The sequence below is a fragment of the Streptomyces sp. NPDC007863 genome (genome assembly GCF_040633895.1).
GTDB lineage: Bacteria > Actinomycetota > Actinomycetes > Streptomycetales > Streptomycetaceae > Streptomyces.
The window spans coordinates 363003-381065 of record NZ_JBEYEI010000003.1 but is presented as its reverse complement, the minus strand read 5'-3'; the positions used below and the strand labels follow the sequence as shown (position 1 = coordinate 381065).

Here is an 18063-nt window from a genome sequence, read left to right as displayed (position 1 = left end):
GGCCCTACCGTGGTCGGCATGGTGGGGACGACGGGTGAGACGGTGGCGCGCGCGGTGGCCGAAGGGCCGGACGCGCTGCGGGGGTTGCTGGACGGCCTGGAGGGGGCGGAGCTGCGGGAGGCGGCGCTCGCCGTGCACCTGCGCGCGTGCCGCAGGCCCGGCCAGGAGACGGTGACGACCGCCCTCGCCGCCCTGGCCCGCCGGGACCTGGGCTGGTCCGCCGAGGAGGCCGATCTGCTGCTGATCCGTCTCCTGGGCGGCGAGGCGGGCGTGGCCCCGCACGAACTCCAGCTGCACTTCACCGAACTGGTGCCGCTCGCGCTGGCGGCCTGCGAGCAGGCGGAGGACTTCTCGCGCACCCACCTCCGGACCCTGCTGCGGCTCGCCGAGTACGCGCGCGGGTACCACCAGGACGCCCTCGGCCCGCTCCGCGACCGGCTGAGCGCCCTGCTGGGGCGCGAGGTGCCGGTCGTGCCCGGGGTGCTGCCCCGCCACGTCCTGGACGGCTTCGACCGGTACGGCCCGGCGATGCGGGCCGCGCACGCGGAGCTGCTCGCGGGGGCCGGGGTGGCCGCCCTCCTGGCGCACTGCGCGCCGATGGACCGGCCGCGGGCGACCCTGGCCTGGCGGAAGCGGGCGGCCGCGCTGCTCGCCGGGGCGGAGTCCGGCCCGGAGGTAGTACGGCGGCTGCTGGAGGGGATCGCCGTACAGGAGGAGCACCGGGTGAACGACCCGGACCTCGTCGGGATGGGGCTCTCCACCCTGGCGAGCGCCGCCAACACCTCCCTCGTCCGGGGGCTGTTGTGGGCGGCGCTCGGCGTCCGGGAGGAGTGGGTGGTGCCGCTGGTGGGGGCGGTGGCGCTGCACGCGGGGACGGGGCTCGGCGGGTCCGGGGGGATGTGCCGGAGCCAGCCGATCGCGACGGCGGCCGTCGCGGTGCTCGGGGAGTGCCCGGCAGACCGGGCCGAGGCGGCCGTCGCCGAGCTGGGGCGGCTGCCGAAGCGGGTGGTCAACCGCACGGTGGCGAAGGGGATCGCGCGCGCCACGGAGACGGTCTCGGCCCGCGCCGGGATGACCGCGTCGATGCTCCGCGAGCGGGCCGTGCCGGCGCTCGGCCTGGACGGGCGCGGGGCGCGGGAGGTGGCGCTCGGGGCGTACACGGCGGAGCTGGCGGTACGGGAGCCGGGCACGGCGCTGCTCTCCTTCAGGGGCCCGGAGGGGAGGCTCCTGAAGACCGCGCCGAAGGAGGTGCGGGAGGCGCGCGCCGGCGAGCTGAAGGAGGTCAGGGCGGGGCTGCGGAAGCTGTCGGCGCTGCTCTCCGAGGAGCGGGCGCGCCTGGAGGAGCACCTGGCGGCGGGCACGGAGTGGCCGGCGGCGGACTGGCGGCGGTACTACGCGGACCATCCGGTGACGGGCGCCGTGGCGCGGGCGCTGGTCTGGGAGGCGGGGGACGGCGCCGGGGGCTGGACGGCCGGGCGGCCGGAGCGGGCGGGCGGCGGCTGGGTGCTCGCGGCGGCCGACGGCACCGCGCGGCCGGTGGGGGCGGGCGACCGGCTGCGGCTGTGGCATCCGCTGCGGGCCGGGGACGGGGAGGTCGCCCGGTGGCGGGCGGCGCTGCTCGACCGGGAGCAGCGGCAGCCGTTCAAGCAGGTGTTCCGGGAGGTGTACCCGCTGACGCCGGCGGAGCGGGAGACCGCCACGTACTCGAACCGCTTCGCGGGGCACGTGCTGCGGTACGGGCAGGCGCGGGCGCTGATGACGGCCAGGGGCTGGGCCGGACGGCACCTGGGGCACTTCTCGGAGGGGTACTCCTCCGAGATGGTGAAGGAGCTGCCCCCGCCGGGCGAGCTGCCGGCGGCGGAGGGGACGCGGTGGCGGGCCCGCTTCTTCGTGGACCTGGCCGACGACGGGGCGTACGCGGACGGGGCGGCCCTGCTCTGCGCGACGGACCAGGTGCGGTTCGAGCGGCGGGCGGGGGCGGCGGGGCCGCGCGGGCCCTGGGAGCGGGCGCCGCTGGAGGAGGTGCCGGCGCTGGTGCTGTCGGAGGCGCTGCGGGACGTGGACCTGTTCACGGGGGTGGCGTCGGTCGGGGCGGACCCGGACTGGCGGGACCGGGGCGCGGACCGGGCCTACGGCGACTACTGGATGCGCTGGGGCTTCGGCGAGCTGGGCGAGGGGGCGCGGGTGCGGCGGGAGACGCTGGGCCGGCTGCTGCCGCGGACCCGGATCGCGGACCGGGTGGAGCTGACGGACCGGTTCCTGCGGGTGCGGGGGGAGCTGGGGGCGTACCGGATCCATCTGGGCTCGGGGAACGTGCTGATGGAGCCCTCGGACGCGTATCTGTGCGTGGTGGTGGACCGTTCGCCGGAGGCCGGGCGGGCGGCGGGGAAGGTGTTCCTGCCGTTCGAGGAGGACGGCGGGATGCTGTCGGTGATCCTGTCGAAGGCGTTCCTGCTGGCCGCCGACGACCGGATCACCGACCCGACGATCACCGCGCAGCTGCGGCGGGGGCGCTGAGTCCGGACAGGAAACCGGTCAGCAGGGCCAGGGTCTCCTCGGGGCGCTCCAGGGGCGGCAGGTGGCCGGCCCAGTCGAGTGCGACGCGGCGGGCGTCCGGGAGGAGGGCGGCGGTCTTCTCGCCGAGGACGCGGAAGTCGGGGACGTCGTGGGCGCCGGTGACGACGAGGGCGGGCACGGTGACGCCCTTGAGGTCGTCCTGGGTGACGCCGGACGGCTGGGCGCCGTGCTCGTCGGGGGCGGCGAGCTGGAGCTCGAAGGCGCGGCGCTGCATGGTGTGGACGAGGGCGCGGGCCTCGGGTCCCGCCTCGGGGCCGCACCACAGGTCGACGTTGAGGGCGGTGGCGGCCTCGACGTCGCCGGCTTCGAGGAGGGCGTCCTCCTGCTCGAAGAAGGCGCGGAGTCCGGCGCTCGCCTCGTGCTCGACGGGGGCGGCGGCGCAGAGCAGGGCCAGCGCGGCCGTGCGGCCGGGGTGGCGCACGGCGAAGTCGAGGGCGACCTCGCCGCCGAAGGAGGAGCCGACGAGGACGGCCCGGTCGACGCCGAGGGCGTCGAGGAGGTCGCGCACGTCGTCCGCGTGGACGTGCGGCGCGTCGACGGGGGTCTCGCCGAAGCCCCTCAGGTCGCAGCGGACGACCCGGTACCCGGCGTCGGCGAGGGCCTGGAACTGTCCGTCCCACATCCGGCGGTCGCAGACCCCGGAGTGCAGCAGGACGACGGTGCGGGGGCCGGTTCCGGCCAGGTCGTGAGAGAGCGTCATCCGCGTGACTCTAGACGCTCCTGACGCACCCGGCCATCCCTTTCCCCGGCGACTTGAACACGTTCAAGAGGAGGTCTACAGTCATGCCTGCCAGCATTTGAACGCGTTCAAGGGAGCGTGGGGCATGGACCTCACTGTCGTCGCGTACATCGCCTACCTGCTGATCGGCGTGGCCCTCACCATCTGGGTCGCCCGCACCCTCAGCCGCAACGGAAGGATCTTCCTCGCCGACGTGCTGCACGGGAACGAGAAGCTCGCCGACGCCGTCAACCACCTCCTGGTGGTCGGCTTCTACCTCGTCAACCTCGGCTTCGTCGCCCTCTACCTGCGCCAGGACCAGACCGTCGCCGACGCCCGGGAGCTCTTCGAGGCGCTCTCCGTCAAACTCGGCGTCGTCCTCCTCGTCCTCGGCGTGATGCACCTCGGCAACGTCTACGTCCTCAACAAGATCCGCCGCCGCGGCGCCATGGAGCGCGAGCAGGTCCCGCCGGTCGCCCCGCAGGGCTGGACCACCGGCCCCAAGAGCGGCCCCTGGGCCCCGCCCGCCCCGCAGGCGTGACCACCGTGTCCACGCCGGCGCACCCCACGACCCCCGTCCGGCGCCTGACCGTCCTGTACGACGCCGAGTGCCCGCTCTGCGTGCACCTCAGGCACTGGCTGCTGCGCCAGCGGCAGCTCGTGCCGCTGGACCTCGTCCCGGCCGGCTCGCAGCGGGCCAGGGAGCTCTTCCCCGGCCTCGACCACGCCGCCACCCTGCGCGAGATCACCGTGATCGGGGACAGGGGCCAGGTCTACACCGCCTCGGCCGCCTGGATCGTCTGCCTGTGGGCACTGGCCGAACACCGGCCCAGGGCCCATTGGCTCGCCACCCCCGCCGGACAGCCCCTCGCCCGCGCCGCGGTCCTCGCCGCCTCGAAGTGGCGGGAGGCGCTCAAGGGTTCCGGCGGCGGGGCCGGGGACTCCTCCGCCGGGGACCGCTCCGCGGGGGACTGCTCCGCCGGGGACTGCTCCGACGGGCGCTGCGAGGTGCCCGGCACGCCCGGTTAGGCTCGACCACGTGACGGAAGAGAAGAAGGCCCCGGACACCCCGAAGGCCCCGAAGAGCGAGCAGACCCGGACGCTCATCCTGGAGACCGCGCTGCGGCTCTTCCGGGAGCGGGGGTACGACAAGACCACCATGCGGGCGATCGCCCAGGAGGCCGGGGTCTCGGTCGGGAACGCCTACTACTACTTCGCGTCCAAGGAGCACCTGGTCCAGGGCTTCTACGACCGGATCGCCGAGGAGCACCAGGCGGCCGTCGAACCCGTCCTGGAGGGCGGCGAGAAGGAACTCGTCGCCCGCATCAGGGGCGTCCTGCTCGCCTGGCTCGACATCGCGGAGCCGTACCACGAGTTCGCGGCGCAGTTCTTCAAGAACGCCGCCGACCCGGACAGCCCGCTCTCGCCGTTCTCCCCCGAGTCGGAGGGGCCGCGCGAGGCGGCGATCGAGGTTCACCGGAGGGTGATCTCCGGCGCCTCGGTCAAGGTCGACCCCGAACTGTCCGAGGCCCTGCCCCAGCTGCTGTGGCTCCAGCAGATGGGGCTCGTCCTCTTCTGGGTGTACGACCGCTCCGAGGGCGCCGCCAACAGCCGTCGCCTGGTGGAGCGCCTGGCGCCGGTGACCGCGCGGGCGATCTCGCTCTCGCGCTTCCGGATCCTGCGCCCGCTGGTGAAGGAGACCCACGAGCTGCTCGCCGACTTCATGCCGACGGCGGCCGGGATGGCGGCGTCGGGGCGGCCCCGAAGGACCGCCCCGAAGAAGGACTGACCGGAGGACCGGCCGAAGGGCCGGCCGCTCGGGTCAGATCCAGGAGAGTTCCCACAGCCGCCAGATGCCGGTGCCGTCGGAGAGGTTCTGCGAGCCGCCGACGGCCTCGGTGGCGAGGACGTAGTCGTTCTTCTGCCAGAGCGGGACCAACGGCACGTCCTGGGCGACCACGTCCTGGATCGCCTTGAAGTCCCGGGTGGCGCGGGCGCGTTCGCCGTACTGCTGGGTGTCGGCGATCAGCTTGTCGACGGTCTTGCTGGAGTAGCCGCTGGAGAGGGCGTTCCCGGTGCCGACGAGCGGGGCGGTGAAGCTGTCGGAGTCGGGGAAGTCGGGGAGCCAGCCGACGGTGTAGGCGTCGTAGGCGCCGCTGGTGTAGCCCTTCTGGAAGGCCTGCCAGTCGGCCTCCACCACCTTCACCTCGAAGAGGCCGGTCTTCTCCAGCTGCTTCTTGATCTCGGCGGTCTCCGCCTTGTACGTGGCGTCCTGGCGGTAGCCGAAGGTGAAGCGGACCGGCGTGGCCACGCCGGCGTCCTCCAGGAGCTTCGCCGCCTTCGCCTGGTCCGGCGCCGGGTAGCGGTCGTAGAAGGCCGTGCTGTGGCCGACGAAGCCCTGCGGGATCAGCGAGTACAGCGGCTCGACCGTGCCCTTGTAGGCGCCGGTGGTGATGGCCGGGCGGTCGAGGACGGCCGCGATCGCCTGGCGCACCGCCTTCTCCGCCATCACCGAGCCGGGCCGGGTGTTGAAGTTGATGTTGCGGATCTCGGCGCTCTCCGCCTGGGTGAGCCGGGTGCCGCCGTTGGTGTCGAGGCCGTCCACGAAGGACGGCGGGAGCTGGCGGTGCGTCACCTGCACGGCGCCCGACTTCCAGGCCTCCGCCAGGTCCTCGGACTGCTTGTAGTACTTCACGAGGACCGTGCGGCCCGTCCCCGCCAGCGCGCCCCGGTACTTCGGGTTGGGCTCCAGGAGGGCGCTCTCGCCGGGCTTGTACTCCTTGAGGAGGTACGGCCCGGTGCCGTCGACGGCGTTGTCCTGGCGGAGGGTGTCGGCCTGGTAGCGGTCGCGGTCGACGATCGACCCGGCGCCGGTGGCCAGCTTCAGCGGGAAGGTCGCGTCCCGGGCACCGAGGTTGAAGGTGACCGTGCGACCGTCGGCCACGACGCTCTTCAGGGTGGGGAAGAGCGGGGCCGGACCGACCTCGGCCTTGATCTTCAGCATCCGGTCGAAGGAGTACTTGACGTCCTCGGCCGTGACCTTGCGCCCGCTGGAGAAGCTGAGGTCGTCCCGGAGGGTGCACTGGTACGTGGTGAGCCTGTCGCCCACGAACTTGCAGCTCTCGGCGGCGTCCGGGGTCGGCGTGGTGAAGCCGGGCTTGAACGTCAGCAGCGACTGGTAGACGTTGCCGTAGAGGGCCCAGGAGCCGGCGTCGTACGCGCCGGCCGGGTCGAGCGAGGTGACCTCGTCGGTGGTGCCCACGGGGATGGGGTCGGTACGGCCCTCGTCGGAGGGCAGGAGTTGCCAGCCCCCCACCCCCGCGGCCACCAGTACTCCACAAGTGATGAGGATCCGGAGACGGACCGTCGACCGCATTGCCGTGCTTCCTTTTTTTCGTACAAACGCCCCAAAGAGCGACGGCCCCCGAATCGTCGCGTTTGCGCCACCCAATCACACGGGTTTCACATGGGGAAGAGGAAATCTTCACACGGCATGCATATGTCCGGGAAATGCGAATTTAAGTCGATGAGCAGCACGTATCGACCCCGGCGCATGGAGTGACAGTCGCCGATTACGCCTGTTTCGAGGCGAGTTGGACGACGGTGATGTCGGACGGCGCGCCGACCCGGACCGGGGGTCCCCAGGCGCCCGCGCCGCGGGAGACGTACAGCTGGGTGTCGCCGTACCGCTCCAGACCGGCCACGGTCGGGTTGGCGAGCTCGGCGAGGTAGTTGCCGGGCCAGAGCTGGCCGCCGTGGGTGTGGCCGGAGAGCTGGAGGTCGACGCCGTGGGCGACGGCGTCGTCGATCACGATCGGCTGGTGGGCGAGGAGGACCGCCGCGCGCGACCGGTCGCGGTCCCCGAGCGCCCGCCCGAAATCGGGCCCCTGCCCCTCGCTCTCGCCCGCCACGTCGTCCACGCCGGCGAGGTCGAAGCCCGCGGCGATCTCCAGGCGCTCGTTGCGCAGCGGCCGCATGCCGAGCTCGCGGACGTGGTCGACCCAGGCGTCGGCGCCGGAGAAGTACTCGTGGTTGCCGGTGACGAAGAAGGAACCGTGCCGGGCGCGCAGCCCCGCGAGCGGCTCGGCGGCCGGCCCGAGGTCCGCCACAGTGCCGTCGACGAGGTCGCCGACGACGGCGATCAGATCGGGCTGGGTGGCGTTGATCGCGTCGACGATCCGCTGCGAGTGGGCCCGCCCGAGGATCGGCCCGAGGTGGATGTCGGAGACGACCGCGATCCGGTACCCGTGCGCGGCCCTCGGCAGCTTCGCCAGCGGCACGGTCACCCGCTTCACCCGGGGCCCGCGCAGCACCCCGTACGCCCCGTTCGCCACCGTCCCCGCGGCGACGGCGACGGCGGCCCCGCCGACGACCCGGGAGACGAACAGCCGCCGCGACACGTCGGCGGCCGGTACGGCGACCACCGGCGGCCCGTCCTCCGCCTCGGCCTCGGCCTCCGCCTCGGCCTCCGCCTCCGGCAACCGCTCCGGTACGGGAACGGGCGCGGGCGCCGGCACGGGCGCGGTCACGGCGGCCTCGGCACCCGCCGCCCGCCGCGCGAGCCACCGCGACAGCAGCGGCCGCACCGCCTCCCCCACGACCAGCGCGAGCACCAGGTAGAGCAGCGTCGCGAGCCACAGGAATCCGGGCCAGGCCACCACCTGCTGCACCACGAACGGCGCCCCCGCCCGCCCCGAGACGAGCGCCGCGACCGCCAGCACGGGCAGCGCGACCACCACCCCCGTCCCGATCCGCCGCGCGAGACCGCCGGGCGCGGTGACGTCCCGGACCAGTCGGCGCCACACGTACCAGTGCACGAGGACGAGCAAGGCGAGAACCACGACCAGGAAGAAGGCGATCACGCCCGGAACCTCACTTGTGTCAGTCGGTGGAGCGACGGCAAGCACATGGGGAACCCCCGCCACCGAACCGAGAGGACCGCGTCGGATACTGGCAGAGCCGACCCCCTCACCTCTCGGAAGGGCACCCGTGAAACTCAACCGGCCCACGTCCTGGTTCCTGCTCGCGTTCGGCGCCTGGTCTTGGGTGATCTGGATCACCTTCGCCCGCAACCTCGCCAAGGATGCGAGCGGGCTCGCCTTCGACGACGCGGGCGACCCGACCGCCTACTTCTGGGTCCACCTGGCTCTGGCGATCACGTCCTTCGTTCTGGGAACCGCTGTCGGCGTGATCGGCCTGCGAGGGGTACGAGCGAACGCGGGCAAGTAGAAGGCCCCGGAACCGACTGCCCGCCCCTCACACCGGGAACCGCGCCCGCTTCATTCCGCGCGGCTCACTCGGGCGTGGTCGGTGAAGACACGCCGGAAGAGGTCGTGACCGGGGTTCAGGCCGGTATGCCTCAGCGCCCAGTCCTGCGCCGCTTCCTGCCCCTCCTGCGGGGCGGATGTCTCCTCGCAGCCGGGGGTGGTGCAGAACAGTTCCTCACCATGGCGGGCGGAGGATGGACCTTCGCAGCTCTCGCCGAAGCAACAGGAGTTGACCCGAAGAGCGTCGAGCGATGGGTGAACCTGGGGCGCGTTCCCAGACGAGCAACGGCGCTCAAGGCCGCCAAGGCCCTGGGAGAGGACGTTCACGCGCTGTGGCCGGCGCTCAGGCAGGCTCGCGCCGCACGGGCCGTCAGTCCGGAGCTGGTCACACTGTACGACCAGCGGGCAGACCTTCCCGTATCCGTGTTCGTCGATCTCCTCGCCGCAGCACGCGAGCGCATCGACGTGCTCGTCTATGCCGCCGTCTTCCTGCATGAGGCGTACCCCCCGACTGAATGACCTGCTGCGCGAACGCGCCGCCGAGGGCTGCACGGTCCGTATCGCCCTCGGGGATGCCGACAGCGAGAACGTTCGGCTCAGGGGCCAGGAAGAAGAGTTCGGTCACGGCATCGAGTCCCGGTGCCGTCTCGCGGTGATGCACTGTGTGGCACCTGCGGCGGAACCGCTCAGGAGGGATGTTCGACACCTACGCGGACAGCTTCCACGCCGTATGGGAGACCGCCCGTCCCGTGGAAGGGTGAGCCCATGTCACGGACCGAGTACTACGACGACCCCGACGCCCCGAAGCCCAACAGCCTGGTCGTGGCGGCGTCCGCCGTCGTGACCGATGACCGGGGCCGGATCCTGCTCCAGCGCCGTCGGGACAACGGCCTGTGGGCACTGCCGGGCGGCGGAATGGATATGGGCGACTCGCTGCCGGGTACGGCCGTCCGGGAGGTCAAGGAAGAGACCGGCCTGGACGTGGAGATCACGGGACTCGTCGGCACCTACACCGACCCGCGCCACGTGATCGCGTACAGCGACGGGGAGGTGCGCCGACAGTTCAACGTGTGCTTTCGAGCACGCGTGACCGGCGGAGACCTGCGAATCTCCGACGAGTCGACCGAGTTGCGTTTCGTGGACCGGGAAGAACTCGACGCGCTGCCGATGCACCACACGCAGCGGCTACGGCTGTCCCACTTCCTGGAGGATCGCCCGGCGCCGTACTTGGGGTAGGGCGGCGCTCCAGGAGCGTCACCCCCCTCCGAACCTTCGCATGCTCTCTGCGGGCATCAGAATGCGGCAAGCGCCTCTTCGTTCTCCTCCTGGACCTCCGTCTCACGTTGCCGCCAGTGGAGCGTCACGCGGTTCTCGATCGCGATGTACTTCCGGGTCTCCGGGTCCCGGCCAGGGCCGACCGAGATTCCGGAGAGGAAGAGGCCGAGGAACTCACGGCGCTTGAAGACGTCCCAGGATGCCCAGGGAGAACCGGGGCCCAAGGGGTCCTTGCCTGGCTCGAACCAGTCGGCCGGCACCTGGAGCGCTGCCTTGGTCTGCTCGTCCAGCTCTTCCAACCTGGCCGTGCACTGGTCTTCGAACGCCCGGTACTGGGTCATCGTCGCCCGCCACATGGCCAGTTCGTCGCGCCCCCGGTAGAGACCGGCTCGGCGATCGGCCTGGAGTTCTGCGATGGAGTTCCGGACGTGCTCAAGCTGCGCCGCCGTCTCGCGCCGCTCTTCCTGGACTCCCGACAGATCCCGCTGCGTCGCGAGGCGGAGTGCTGCCCCGGCCACCCATTCCCTGTCGGTGTCGTCGTTCATGTCCGCGCCGGCGAGGCGTGCCCAGACTCGTCCGGCGACGTAGTCATCGGCCTCCTTGCGCTTGATGGCGAGACCACCGTGCCCCTTGGGGTTGGAGCACATGTAGTAGTCCTGTCCGCCGTTGTTCTTGGTCTGCCCCATGGATCCCGTGCAGATTCCGCAGGTGGTGAACCGCCACCCGCTCAGGAGCGTGGGCGTGGCCTCTCCGCCGGGCTGCCTGTCGTTCCTGGCGCGCTTGCTCCGCCTCTCCTGGAGCTCCAGCCACCTGGCTCCTGGTACCACTCCCCGGTGAGGTGTCAGAGGTGTCCCCGCCTCGTTCCGGGCGATCACGTTCACATACGCCTTGCCCCGCTTCACTCGCTCGCTCGCGAAGCCTCCGACGGCGGGATGGGAGAGGATCCAGCGCACTGTCTGGGCGCGCCACCGGATGGGGCTGTCGTCCTTCGCCACGCGTCGCTTCTTGATGGACTCCATCCGTTTCTCGGTGGCGCGTCGGGCGGCCTCGCCCGGCGCGGGTACGTCCTCCGAGTCCAACGTCGTCGCGATCTTGTTGTCGGAGACTCCGGCGAACGACATCTCCACCATGCGTTCCACGATCGTCACGTGATCCGGGTTGTCCTCGTCCGGCTCAAGGACGGAGACGACAAGATTGCCGATCTTCTCGCGCACGGCCCGCATGCCGTACGGAGCGGAGCTGGAGTGCCTGCCGCCGACCGCCCTGATCTCGTTCTTGGCCCCGCGCAGACGCTCTGCCTTGATGTCGCTGTCCTGCTTCGCGAGGGCTGCGATGAGCGTGAAGATCGCGACCCCGATCGCGTTCGACGTGTCCCGGAACGGTTCGAGGACGGAGGCGAAGCGGACTCCGTACGTCTTGAACTCGTTGTCGATCTCCAGAGCGTCGTGTGCGCCCTTGCGGGTCAGTCGAGACAGCTCGTTGACCACCACCACGTCGACCTCGCCCGCGCGCACGGCGGACAGAAGCTCTTCGAAAGCCGGGCGCACGGCGTTGGGATCCCAACCGGACCTACCGACGTCTTTGAACGTGTGAACGACCTCCCAACCCCGGCTCGCCGCGAGCGCCTCACCAGCCGCCACCTGCGCCTCCGGAGACGCCTCGGAAGAGTCGGGGCGCGCTTTGGACTGTCGGGCGTATACGGCCGCCCGCACGGTGTCCAGTTGCTTCGCCCCCACGGCCGACATAAACGGAGACACGCTCTCTCACCTGCCCCTTTCGCCCCCCAGGGCCTACCGGTTCACTCCATATGGAAAGCAGTCCAGATGAACCTGCTCCACCTCTCCAACGAAGCACAGAGCCGGCGGGCACGACCTCCGGGCGGGCCGCGCTCGGAGGCGCCGGACGCTGCCGCGACCCCGCGTCCGGGTGGACGGGTGGGGGTGAGAGGGGGCGCGGGGTTCGGTTCGGCGGGGCGGGCATGTACGTTCTCGGTCGTGTCTGTTTCGAACAGGACCGCTGGTGCGGTCGCCGCCGCTCTGTTGCTTCCGTTCGCGATCGGTGTCGGGCCCGCCCACGCCGACGAGCCGGTGAAGCCGGGGGGCACGCCGACCGCCACGCCCACCGCCACGGCCTCCGTCACTCCGACCGCTTCGCCGCAGCCCACGCCGCCGGCGAACATGTCGTCGGTGGGCGGGGCGTTGCTGGGGCTGCCGGGGACCCAGGTGAAGCTGGGGACCGGGGCGCCGGTGCTGCCGAAGGAGCTGTCGGCGCGGTCGTGGATCGTCGCGGACGCGGAGAGCGGCGCGGTGCTCGCCTCGCACAACGCGCACTGGCGGCTCGCGCCCGCCTCCACGCTGAAGATGCTCTTCGCGGACACCCTGCTGCCGAAGTTCACGGACCCGAAGCAGACGCGCCTGGTGACCGCCCAGGACCTGGCGGGGATCGGCGAGGGGTCGAGCCTCGTCGGGATAAAGGAGAAGCAGAGCTACACGGTCCGTGACCTGTGGCTGGGCGTCTTCCTGCGGTCCGGCAACGACGCCGTGCACGTGCTGACGCAGATGAACCAGGGGCTCGGCAAGACCGTCGCCGAGATGAACGCGCACGCGGCGGAGCTCCAGGCGCTCGACACCCAGGTGAAGTCGCCGGACGGCTACGACGCCCCGGGGCAGGTCTCGTCCGCGTACGACCTGACGCTGATCGCCCGCAGCGGCATGCAGAAGCCGGCGTTCCGGGAGTACGCGGCGACCGCGCGCGCCGCCTTCCCCGGCGAGGCGAAGCCGGGCAAGAAGCGCGAGACCTTCGAGATCCAGAACACCAACCGGCTGCTGACCGGCGACTTCGGCATCGCCCCGTACCAGGGCATCGCCGGGGTGAAGAACGGCAACACCACGCACGCGGGCGCCACCTTCACGGGGGTCGCCGAGCGGAACGGGCGGGTGCTGCTCGTGACGGTGATGAACCCCTCGTCGAAGGAGCAGCACGCGGTCTACAAGGAGGCCGCGCGGCTGCTCGACTGGGGCTTCGCGGCGTCCGGGAAGGTGACGCCGGTCGGCGAGCTGGTGGCGCCGCGCAACGTGGTGCCGGTGGCGCGGCCTTCGGGTGGTGCGGAGTCCGGGGCGGCGGCCGCGCCGGGCAAGGAGCACCCGACGTCGGCCGGTCCCGCCGTCGCGGCCGGTGCCCAGGGGGGCTCGGGCGGCGTCGGGATCGCGCTGGCGATCGCGGGCGGGGTGCTGGTGCTGCTCGCGGGCGCGGTGTTCCTGGTCAACCGGCGCTGGCCGGCGGCGGGGAGGGGTTCCCGGTCCCGTCCGCAGACGGACGAGCCGTCCGCGGCTCCTGCTGCCGATCCGGCTCCGGCTCCGGCTCCGTCTCCGACTGCTGATCCCGAGGTGAATCCTTAGCGTCCGCGGCCGTCCAGGCCGAGCAGAACAGCAGGAGTTTCGCGGTGAAGTTGATCCACAGGAGCAGGGCCACCGGCACGCCGAAGGCCCCGTACATCGACTTCGCCGCGACCTCGCGCATGTAGCCGCCGAGCAGCAGCTTGAGGAGTTCGAAGCCGGCCGCGCCGATCAGGGCGGCCACCACGAGCCGGCGGCGCGGCGGTTCGACGCCGGGCAGCAGCTTGAGGACGTAGAGCAGGATCAGGAAGTCGGCGGCCATCGCCACGAGGACGGCGGCGGTCTGGAGGAGTACGCCGCCCGCGCCGCCGCCGGAGATGCCGAGCCGGTCGGCGCTCCAGCCGACGGCCGTGGAGCCGAGCCAGGAGGCGGCGAGCGAGGCGAGGGCGACGCCGCCGAGGCCGCAGAGGACGAGCGCGTCCTTGCCCTTGCGGACCACCGGGTTGCCCTCGTCGGCGTCGTCGAGCCGCCAGACGGCGCGCAGGCAGTCCCGCATCGCGCCGATCCAGCTGATGCCGGTGAAGAGCAGCACGGCGCCGGCGACGAGGCCGACGGTGCCGGCGTTGGCGACGAGGCCGCCGATGTCGAGCTGGTCGGAGATGCCGGGGACCTGGTCGGAGAGCTTGTCCTCGATCTTCTGGAGCTGGTCGTCGGTGAGCAGCGCGGCGCCGATCGCGGCGGCGACCGTGATCAGCGGGAAGAGGGCGAGGAAGGAGAGGAAGGTGATGGCGGCCGCGAGCCGGGTCCAGTGGACCTCGTCGAGCCGCTCGTAGGAGCGCCAGGCGTGCGTCTTCATCAGCCGGGCGACCGCGGGGCCGATGACGGGGAGCTTGGTCAGCCAGTCCATGCCCCGAGCATCCCCCGGTCGCGGGCGGGGCGCGGGGACCGACACCGGGCCATAGCGACGGCAATACCGGCATAAGAGACAGACACGGCGATACCGTCACCCTCATGGCTGTCGAACCCCTCGTCCTGGACGACGACTTCGTGCCCCTCACGGGCGCCGGGCGCACCGCACCCTCGCTCGCGCTGCTCGCCCGGCCCCGCACGGCCGCCGAGGTCGCCGGGGCGGTCCTGGCCCGGGGGCCGCGCGGCGCGGTGGCCCGTGGCCGCGGCCGGTCCTGCGGCGACGCGGCGCAGAACGCGGGCGGGACCGTCCTGGACCTGACCGCGCTGGACCGGATCCGCGGCCTGGACGCGGCGGCGGGCCTCGTGGTCTGCGAGGCCGGGACGGAACCGGGCGCGCTCGCCCGGGCCTTGCTGCCGTACGGGCTCCACCCGCGGACCGGCGGGGGCGGCTGGACGGCGGGCGGGGCGGTCGCGTCGGGATACGGGAACGGGGTCGAGGCGCTCGAACTCCTCGGCGCCGACGGGGAGTCCAGGACCGTGCGGCGCGGTGACCCGCTCTTCGACGCGACCGTCGGCGGGCTGGGCCTCACCGGCGTGGTCCTGGCGGTGACGCTGGCGCTGCGGCCCGTGGAGACGGCGTTCCTGCGGGAGCGGACCGTCCGTTTCCGGGACGTCGACGCGCTGCTCGCGCACTGGACCGCGCCCGGCGCCGTCCCGGAGCCGTACGCGCGCGCCCGGGTCGAGGCGGCCGGACGGGGCCGCGCCGTCCTCACGGCCGCCGCCCCGGTGCCGTACGCGGCTCTGCCCCGGGGCCACCGGGCCCGCCGCGCGCCGCTGGCCCCGCCGTCCTTCCCGGGGCTGCTGCAGGGCGGGCTGCGGCCGCTGCCGGGCCTGGCACGCGCGCGTGGGGGGCCGGCGTACGGCCGTGGCTCCCGGGCGGGCTTCGTGCGGTACCGGTGCGCCGTCCCGGAGGGGCGGGAGGAGGCGCTGCGCGGGCTCCTGGCCCTGCTCGCCGACCGGCGCTCCCCCGCCCGGGGCGCCCGGCACGCGCGCGTGGAGCGGGTGTACGCGGACGGGGCGGGCCCGCTGGCGTTCCCGGTGCGCGGCTGGTGCCTGACCGTCGACGTGCCCGCCGGGGCGCGGGGGCTCGGGCGGTTCCTGGACGTGCTCGACGAGCGGGTGGCGGCGGCCGGCGGGCGGGTCTGCCTCGCCGAGGACGCCCGGCTGCGGCCCGCGCTGCTTCCCGTGATGTATCCGCGGCTCGACGCCTTCCGGGGGCTGCGGGCCGCCCTCGATCCCCGGTCCGTGTTCCGCTCGGACCTCTCCCGCCGTCTCGGCCTCTGAAACCGTTCGACCCGTCAGGAGTGATGCGCCGTGAAGGACGCCTTCGGTGCCCCCCAGTCCCTGCTGCTGCTCGGCGGCACGTCCGCGATCGGGCTGGCCACCGCGCGCCGGCTGATCGCCCGCAGGACCCGTACGGTCTGGCTGGCCGGCCGCCCCTCCCCCGAGCTGGCCGCCGCGGCCGGCTCGCTGCGCGCCCTGGGGGCCGAGGTGCACGTCGTGCCCTTCGACGCGCTGGACACGGACGTCCACGCGGAGCGGCTCGGTCGGGTCTTCGCGGAGGGGGACGTCGATCTGGTGCTGCTGGCCTTCGGGGTCCCCGGCGACCAGGCGCGCGACGAGTCCGATCCGGCGGGGGCGGTGCGGGTCGCGCAGACCAACTACACGGGCGCCGTCTCGGCGGCCCTGGTGTGCGCGGGCGCACTCCAGGCGCAGGGGCACGGTTCGCTGGTGGTGCTGTCGTCGGTGGCGGGCGAGCGGGGGCGCCGCGCGGACTTCATCTACGGCTCGTCGAAGGCGGGGCTCGACGTCTTCGCGCAGGGGCTGGGCGACGCGCTGCACGGGACGGGGGTGCACGTGATGGTGGTGCGGCCCGGGGCGGTACGCCCGGCGGGGCGGCCGGAGGGCCGGACGGAGGGGCCGCCGGCGGGTCGGCCGGAGCCGGTGTCGCCGCTGTCGACGACCCCGGAGGCGGTCGCGGGCGCGATCGAGCTGGGTCTGCGGCGCCGCTCGGAGACGGTGTGGGTACCCGCTCCGCTCCGCCTGGTGGCCTCCGCGCTGCGGCACGTGCCGCGCCCGCTGCACCGGCGGCTGCCGGTGTGAGTCCGTACGGCTCCTAGGAGGTCGTGTGGACCGGGCTGCCGCCCTGGCAGGGGACGGCGGCGATGGGGCGGCCGCTGCCGAACTCGTAGTCGTACAGCTTCCGCCAGACGCCGTCCGCGCCCTGCTCGTACAGGGCGAAGGAGGAGCAGGTCCAGGCGGCCTCGTAGCCGGCCAGTTCCTCGTACGCCCGGTCCATGGCCTCCTCGGCGATGCCGTGGGCGACGGTGACGTGCGGGTGGTAGGGGAACTGGAGCTCGCGGACGAGCGGCCCGGCCTCCTCGCGGAGGCGGGCCTGGAGCCGGTCGCAGCCGGCCGTGCCCTCGGCGAGGGTGACGAAGACCACCGGGGAGAGCGGGCGGAAGGTACCGGTGCCGCTCAGCCGGATCGCGAAGGGCAGCCAGTCGGCGGCGACGCCGGCGAGGTGGGCCTCGATCTCCGGCAGCCGGTCCTGGTCGACCTCGGTGGGCGGGACGAGGGTGACGTGGGTCGGGATGGCGTGCGCGGCGGGATCCCCGAAGCCCGCGCGCCGCTCCTGGAGCAGGCTGCCGTGAGGCTCCGGGACCGCGATCGAAACGCCGAGCGTTACGGTCCCCACGTCGTTCTCCTCCGTCGTCCGTCGAAACGTGTACGTGTGTGGTGGTGCAGCCGCCAGTGTGCGGCCTGCACCACCCTTTCGGCCAGGGCCCTCGGACCCTGCCGCCCGGCTCAGTGCTTCGCGGGCAGGAAGCCGATCCTCTCGTACGTCTGCGCCAGGGTCTCGGCGGCGACCGCGCGGGCCTTCTCCGCGCCCTTGGCCAGGAGCGAGTCCAGCGTCTCCGGGTCGTCCAGGTATTCCTGGGTGCGGGCCCGGAAGGGAGTGACGAAGTCCACCATGACCTCGGCGAGGTCGGTCTTGAGGGCGCCGTACATCTTGCCCTCGTAGCTCTTCTCCAGGTCCGCGATGCTGGTCTCCGTGAGGGTGGCCATGATCGTGAGGAGGTTGGAGACGCCGGCCTTGTTCTCCGGGTCGAAGCGGATCACCGTGTCGGTGTCGGTGACGGCGCTCTTGACCTTCTTGGCGGTGACCTTCGGGTCGTCCAGGAGGTTGATGAGGCCCTTCGGCGTGGACGCCGACTTGCTCATCTTGATCGTCGGGTCCTGGAGGTCGTAGATCTTCCCGGTCTCCTTGACGATGTACGGCGCCGGGACGGTGAAGGTGTCGCCGAAGCGGCCGTTGAAGCGCTCCGCGAGGTCGCGGGTGAGCTCGATGTGCTGGCGCTGGTCCTCGCCGACCGGCACGTGCGTGGCCTGGTAGAGCAGGATGTCCGCGACCTGGAGGATCGGGTAGGTGAAGAGCCCGACCGTGGCGCGGTCGGCGCCGTGCTTGGCGGACTTGTCCTTGAACTGGGTCATGCGGGAGGCCTCGCCGAAGCCGGTGAGGCAGTTCATGACCCAGCCGAGCTGCGCGTGCTCGGGGACGTGGCTCTGGACGAAGAGGGTGCAGCGCTCCGGGTCGAGACCGGCGGCGAGGAGCTGCGCGGCGGCGAACCGGGTGTTGGCGCGGAGCTCGGCCGGGTCCTGCGGGACCGTGATGGCGTGCAGGTCGACGACCATGTAGAAGGCGTCGTGGGACTCCTGCAGCGCGACGTACTGGCGGATCGCACCGAGGTAGTTGCCGAGGTGGAACGAGCCCGCGGTGGGCTGGATTCCGGACAGCGCGCGAGGACGAGCATCAGAGGCCATGCACATCATTCTCTCAGGTGTGGGACCCGGTCCCGGACTGCCGGTGCGCCGGGAGTACGCGGTCGGCGGTGTGCTGAGACGAGGAACACACCGCCGT

Annotated in this window: 15 protein-coding genes and 2 pseudogenes; 10 read left to right on the top strand and 7 right to left on the bottom strand. The window is 72.7% G+C overall.

The genetic code is table 11. The features are described 5' to 3' along the window. Positions 1-18: 18 nt before the first annotated feature. The gene (locus ABZ621_RS06905; RefSeq protein ID WP_360601443.1) at positions 19-2517 is read left to right on the top strand and encodes a DUF4132 domain-containing protein; all 2499 of its coding nucleotides are present in this window, start codon (positions 19-21) and stop codon (positions 2515-2517) included. Here the strand turns inward: ABZ621_RS06905 and ABZ621_RS06900 are convergent. Further along, positions 2489-3277 carry an alpha/beta hydrolase gene (locus ABZ621_RS06900; protein WP_360601441.1) on the bottom strand — a complete coding sequence of 263 codons (789 nt, stop codon included), beginning with the start codon at positions 3275-3277 and terminating at the stop codon, positions 2489-2491. The genes ABZ621_RS06905 and ABZ621_RS06900 overlap by 29 nt on opposite strands. 124 nt (positions 3278-3401) lie before the next feature. On the opposite strand from ABZ621_RS06900, the gene ABZ621_RS06895 reads away from it, so the two are divergent. Genes ABZ621_RS06895 through ABZ621_RS06885 form a run of 3 tightly spaced genes read left to right on the top strand, consistent with a single transcriptional unit; the run spans position 3402 to position 5084 of the window. Beyond that, positions 3402-3836, top strand: coding sequence for a hypothetical protein (locus tag ABZ621_RS06895; protein WP_360601439.1), 435 nt, complete (start codon positions 3402-3404; stop codon positions 3834-3836). A 5-nt stretch (positions 3837-3841) separates the two neighbouring features. Continuing rightward, a complete protein-coding gene (locus ABZ621_RS06890; protein ID WP_360601437.1) occupies positions 3842-4324 on the top strand; it encodes a DCC1-like thiol-disulfide oxidoreductase family protein in 483 nt (160 codons plus the stop codon). Between the two features lie 10 nt (positions 4325-4334). After that, a complete protein-coding gene (locus ABZ621_RS06885; RefSeq protein ID WP_360601435.1) occupies positions 4335-5084 on the top strand; it encodes a TetR family transcriptional regulator in 750 nt (249 codons plus the stop codon). A gap of 33 nt (positions 5085-5117) precedes the next feature. Here the strand turns inward: ABZ621_RS06885 and ABZ621_RS06880 are convergent, their stop codons facing one another. Continuing rightward, positions 5118-6671 (bottom strand): ABC transporter substrate-binding protein, encoded by a 1554-nt coding sequence (locus tag ABZ621_RS06880; protein ID WP_360601433.1) that lies wholly within the window; start codon positions 6669-6671, stop codon positions 5118-5120. Positions 6672-6867: 196 nt separating this feature from the next. Next, on the bottom strand, positions 6868-8157 hold the full coding sequence (locus tag ABZ621_RS06875; RefSeq protein ID WP_360601431.1) for a metallophosphoesterase: 1290 nt from the start codon (positions 8155-8157) through the stop codon (positions 6868-6870). A 127-nt stretch (positions 8158-8284) separates the two neighbouring features. On the opposite strand from ABZ621_RS06875, the gene ABZ621_RS06870 reads away from it, so the two are divergent. The 3 genes and pseudogenes from ABZ621_RS06870 to ABZ621_RS06860 all read left to right on the top strand — a co-directional run bounded on the left by ABZ621_RS06870 (position 8285) and on the right by ABZ621_RS06860 (position 9798). Continuing rightward, complete coding sequence (locus ABZ621_RS06870) at positions 8285-8524, top strand: hypothetical protein (protein ID WP_360601429.1); 240 nt, start codon at positions 8285-8287, stop codon at positions 8522-8524. Between the two features lie 218 nt (positions 8525-8742). Then, positions 8743-9323, top strand: a pseudogene (locus ABZ621_RS06865) (XRE family transcriptional regulator). 4 nt (positions 9324-9327) lie between these two features. Continuing rightward, on the top strand, positions 9328-9798 hold the full coding sequence (locus ABZ621_RS06860) for an NUDIX domain-containing protein (RefSeq protein WP_360601427.1): 471 nt from the start codon (positions 9328-9330) through the stop codon (positions 9796-9798). Between the two features lie 56 nt (positions 9799-9854). On the opposite strand, the gene ABZ621_RS06855 is transcribed toward ABZ621_RS06860, so the two are convergent. Further along, a complete protein-coding gene (locus ABZ621_RS06855; protein WP_360601605.1) occupies positions 9855-11582 on the bottom strand; it encodes a recombinase family protein in 1728 nt (575 codons plus the stop codon). A gap of 78 nt (positions 11583-11660) precedes the next feature. Here ABZ621_RS06855 and ABZ621_RS06850 point away from each other — a divergent pair. Further along, a pseudogene (locus ABZ621_RS06850) lies at positions 11661-12740 on the top strand (D-alanyl-D-alanine carboxypeptidase); the annotation flags it as partial. Positions 12741-13098: 358 nt separating this feature from the next. Here ABZ621_RS06850 and ABZ621_RS06845 read toward each other — a convergent pair. Continuing rightward, entirely contained in the window at positions 13099-14079 is a 981-nt protein-coding gene (locus ABZ621_RS06845) for a YihY/virulence factor BrkB family protein (protein WP_360601425.1), read from the bottom strand. Positions 14080-14183: 104 nt separating this feature from the next. Between ABZ621_RS06845 and ABZ621_RS06840 the strand changes: the two genes are divergently transcribed. Beyond that, positions 14184-15425, top strand: a complete 1242-nt coding sequence (locus ABZ621_RS06840) for an FAD-binding protein (RefSeq protein WP_360601423.1) — start codon at positions 14184-14186, stop codon at positions 15423-15425. A gap of 30 nt (positions 15426-15455) precedes the next feature. Then, on the top strand, positions 15456-16244 hold the full coding sequence (locus ABZ621_RS06835; RefSeq protein WP_360601421.1) for an SDR family NAD(P)-dependent oxidoreductase: 789 nt from the start codon (positions 15456-15458) through the stop codon (positions 16242-16244). Between the two features lie 13 nt (positions 16245-16257). Here the strand turns inward: ABZ621_RS06835 and ABZ621_RS06830 are convergent, their stop codons facing one another. Next, positions 16258-16839, bottom strand: coding sequence for a 2'-5' RNA ligase family protein (locus ABZ621_RS06830; protein WP_360601419.1), 582 nt, complete (start codon positions 16837-16839; stop codon positions 16258-16260). A 110-nt stretch (positions 16840-16949) separates the two neighbouring features. Further along, entirely contained in the window at positions 16950-17966 is a 1017-nt protein-coding gene (gene trpS, locus ABZ621_RS06825; RefSeq protein ID WP_360601417.1) for a tryptophan--tRNA ligase, read from the bottom strand. Between the last annotated feature and the right edge of the window lie 97 nt (positions 17967-18063).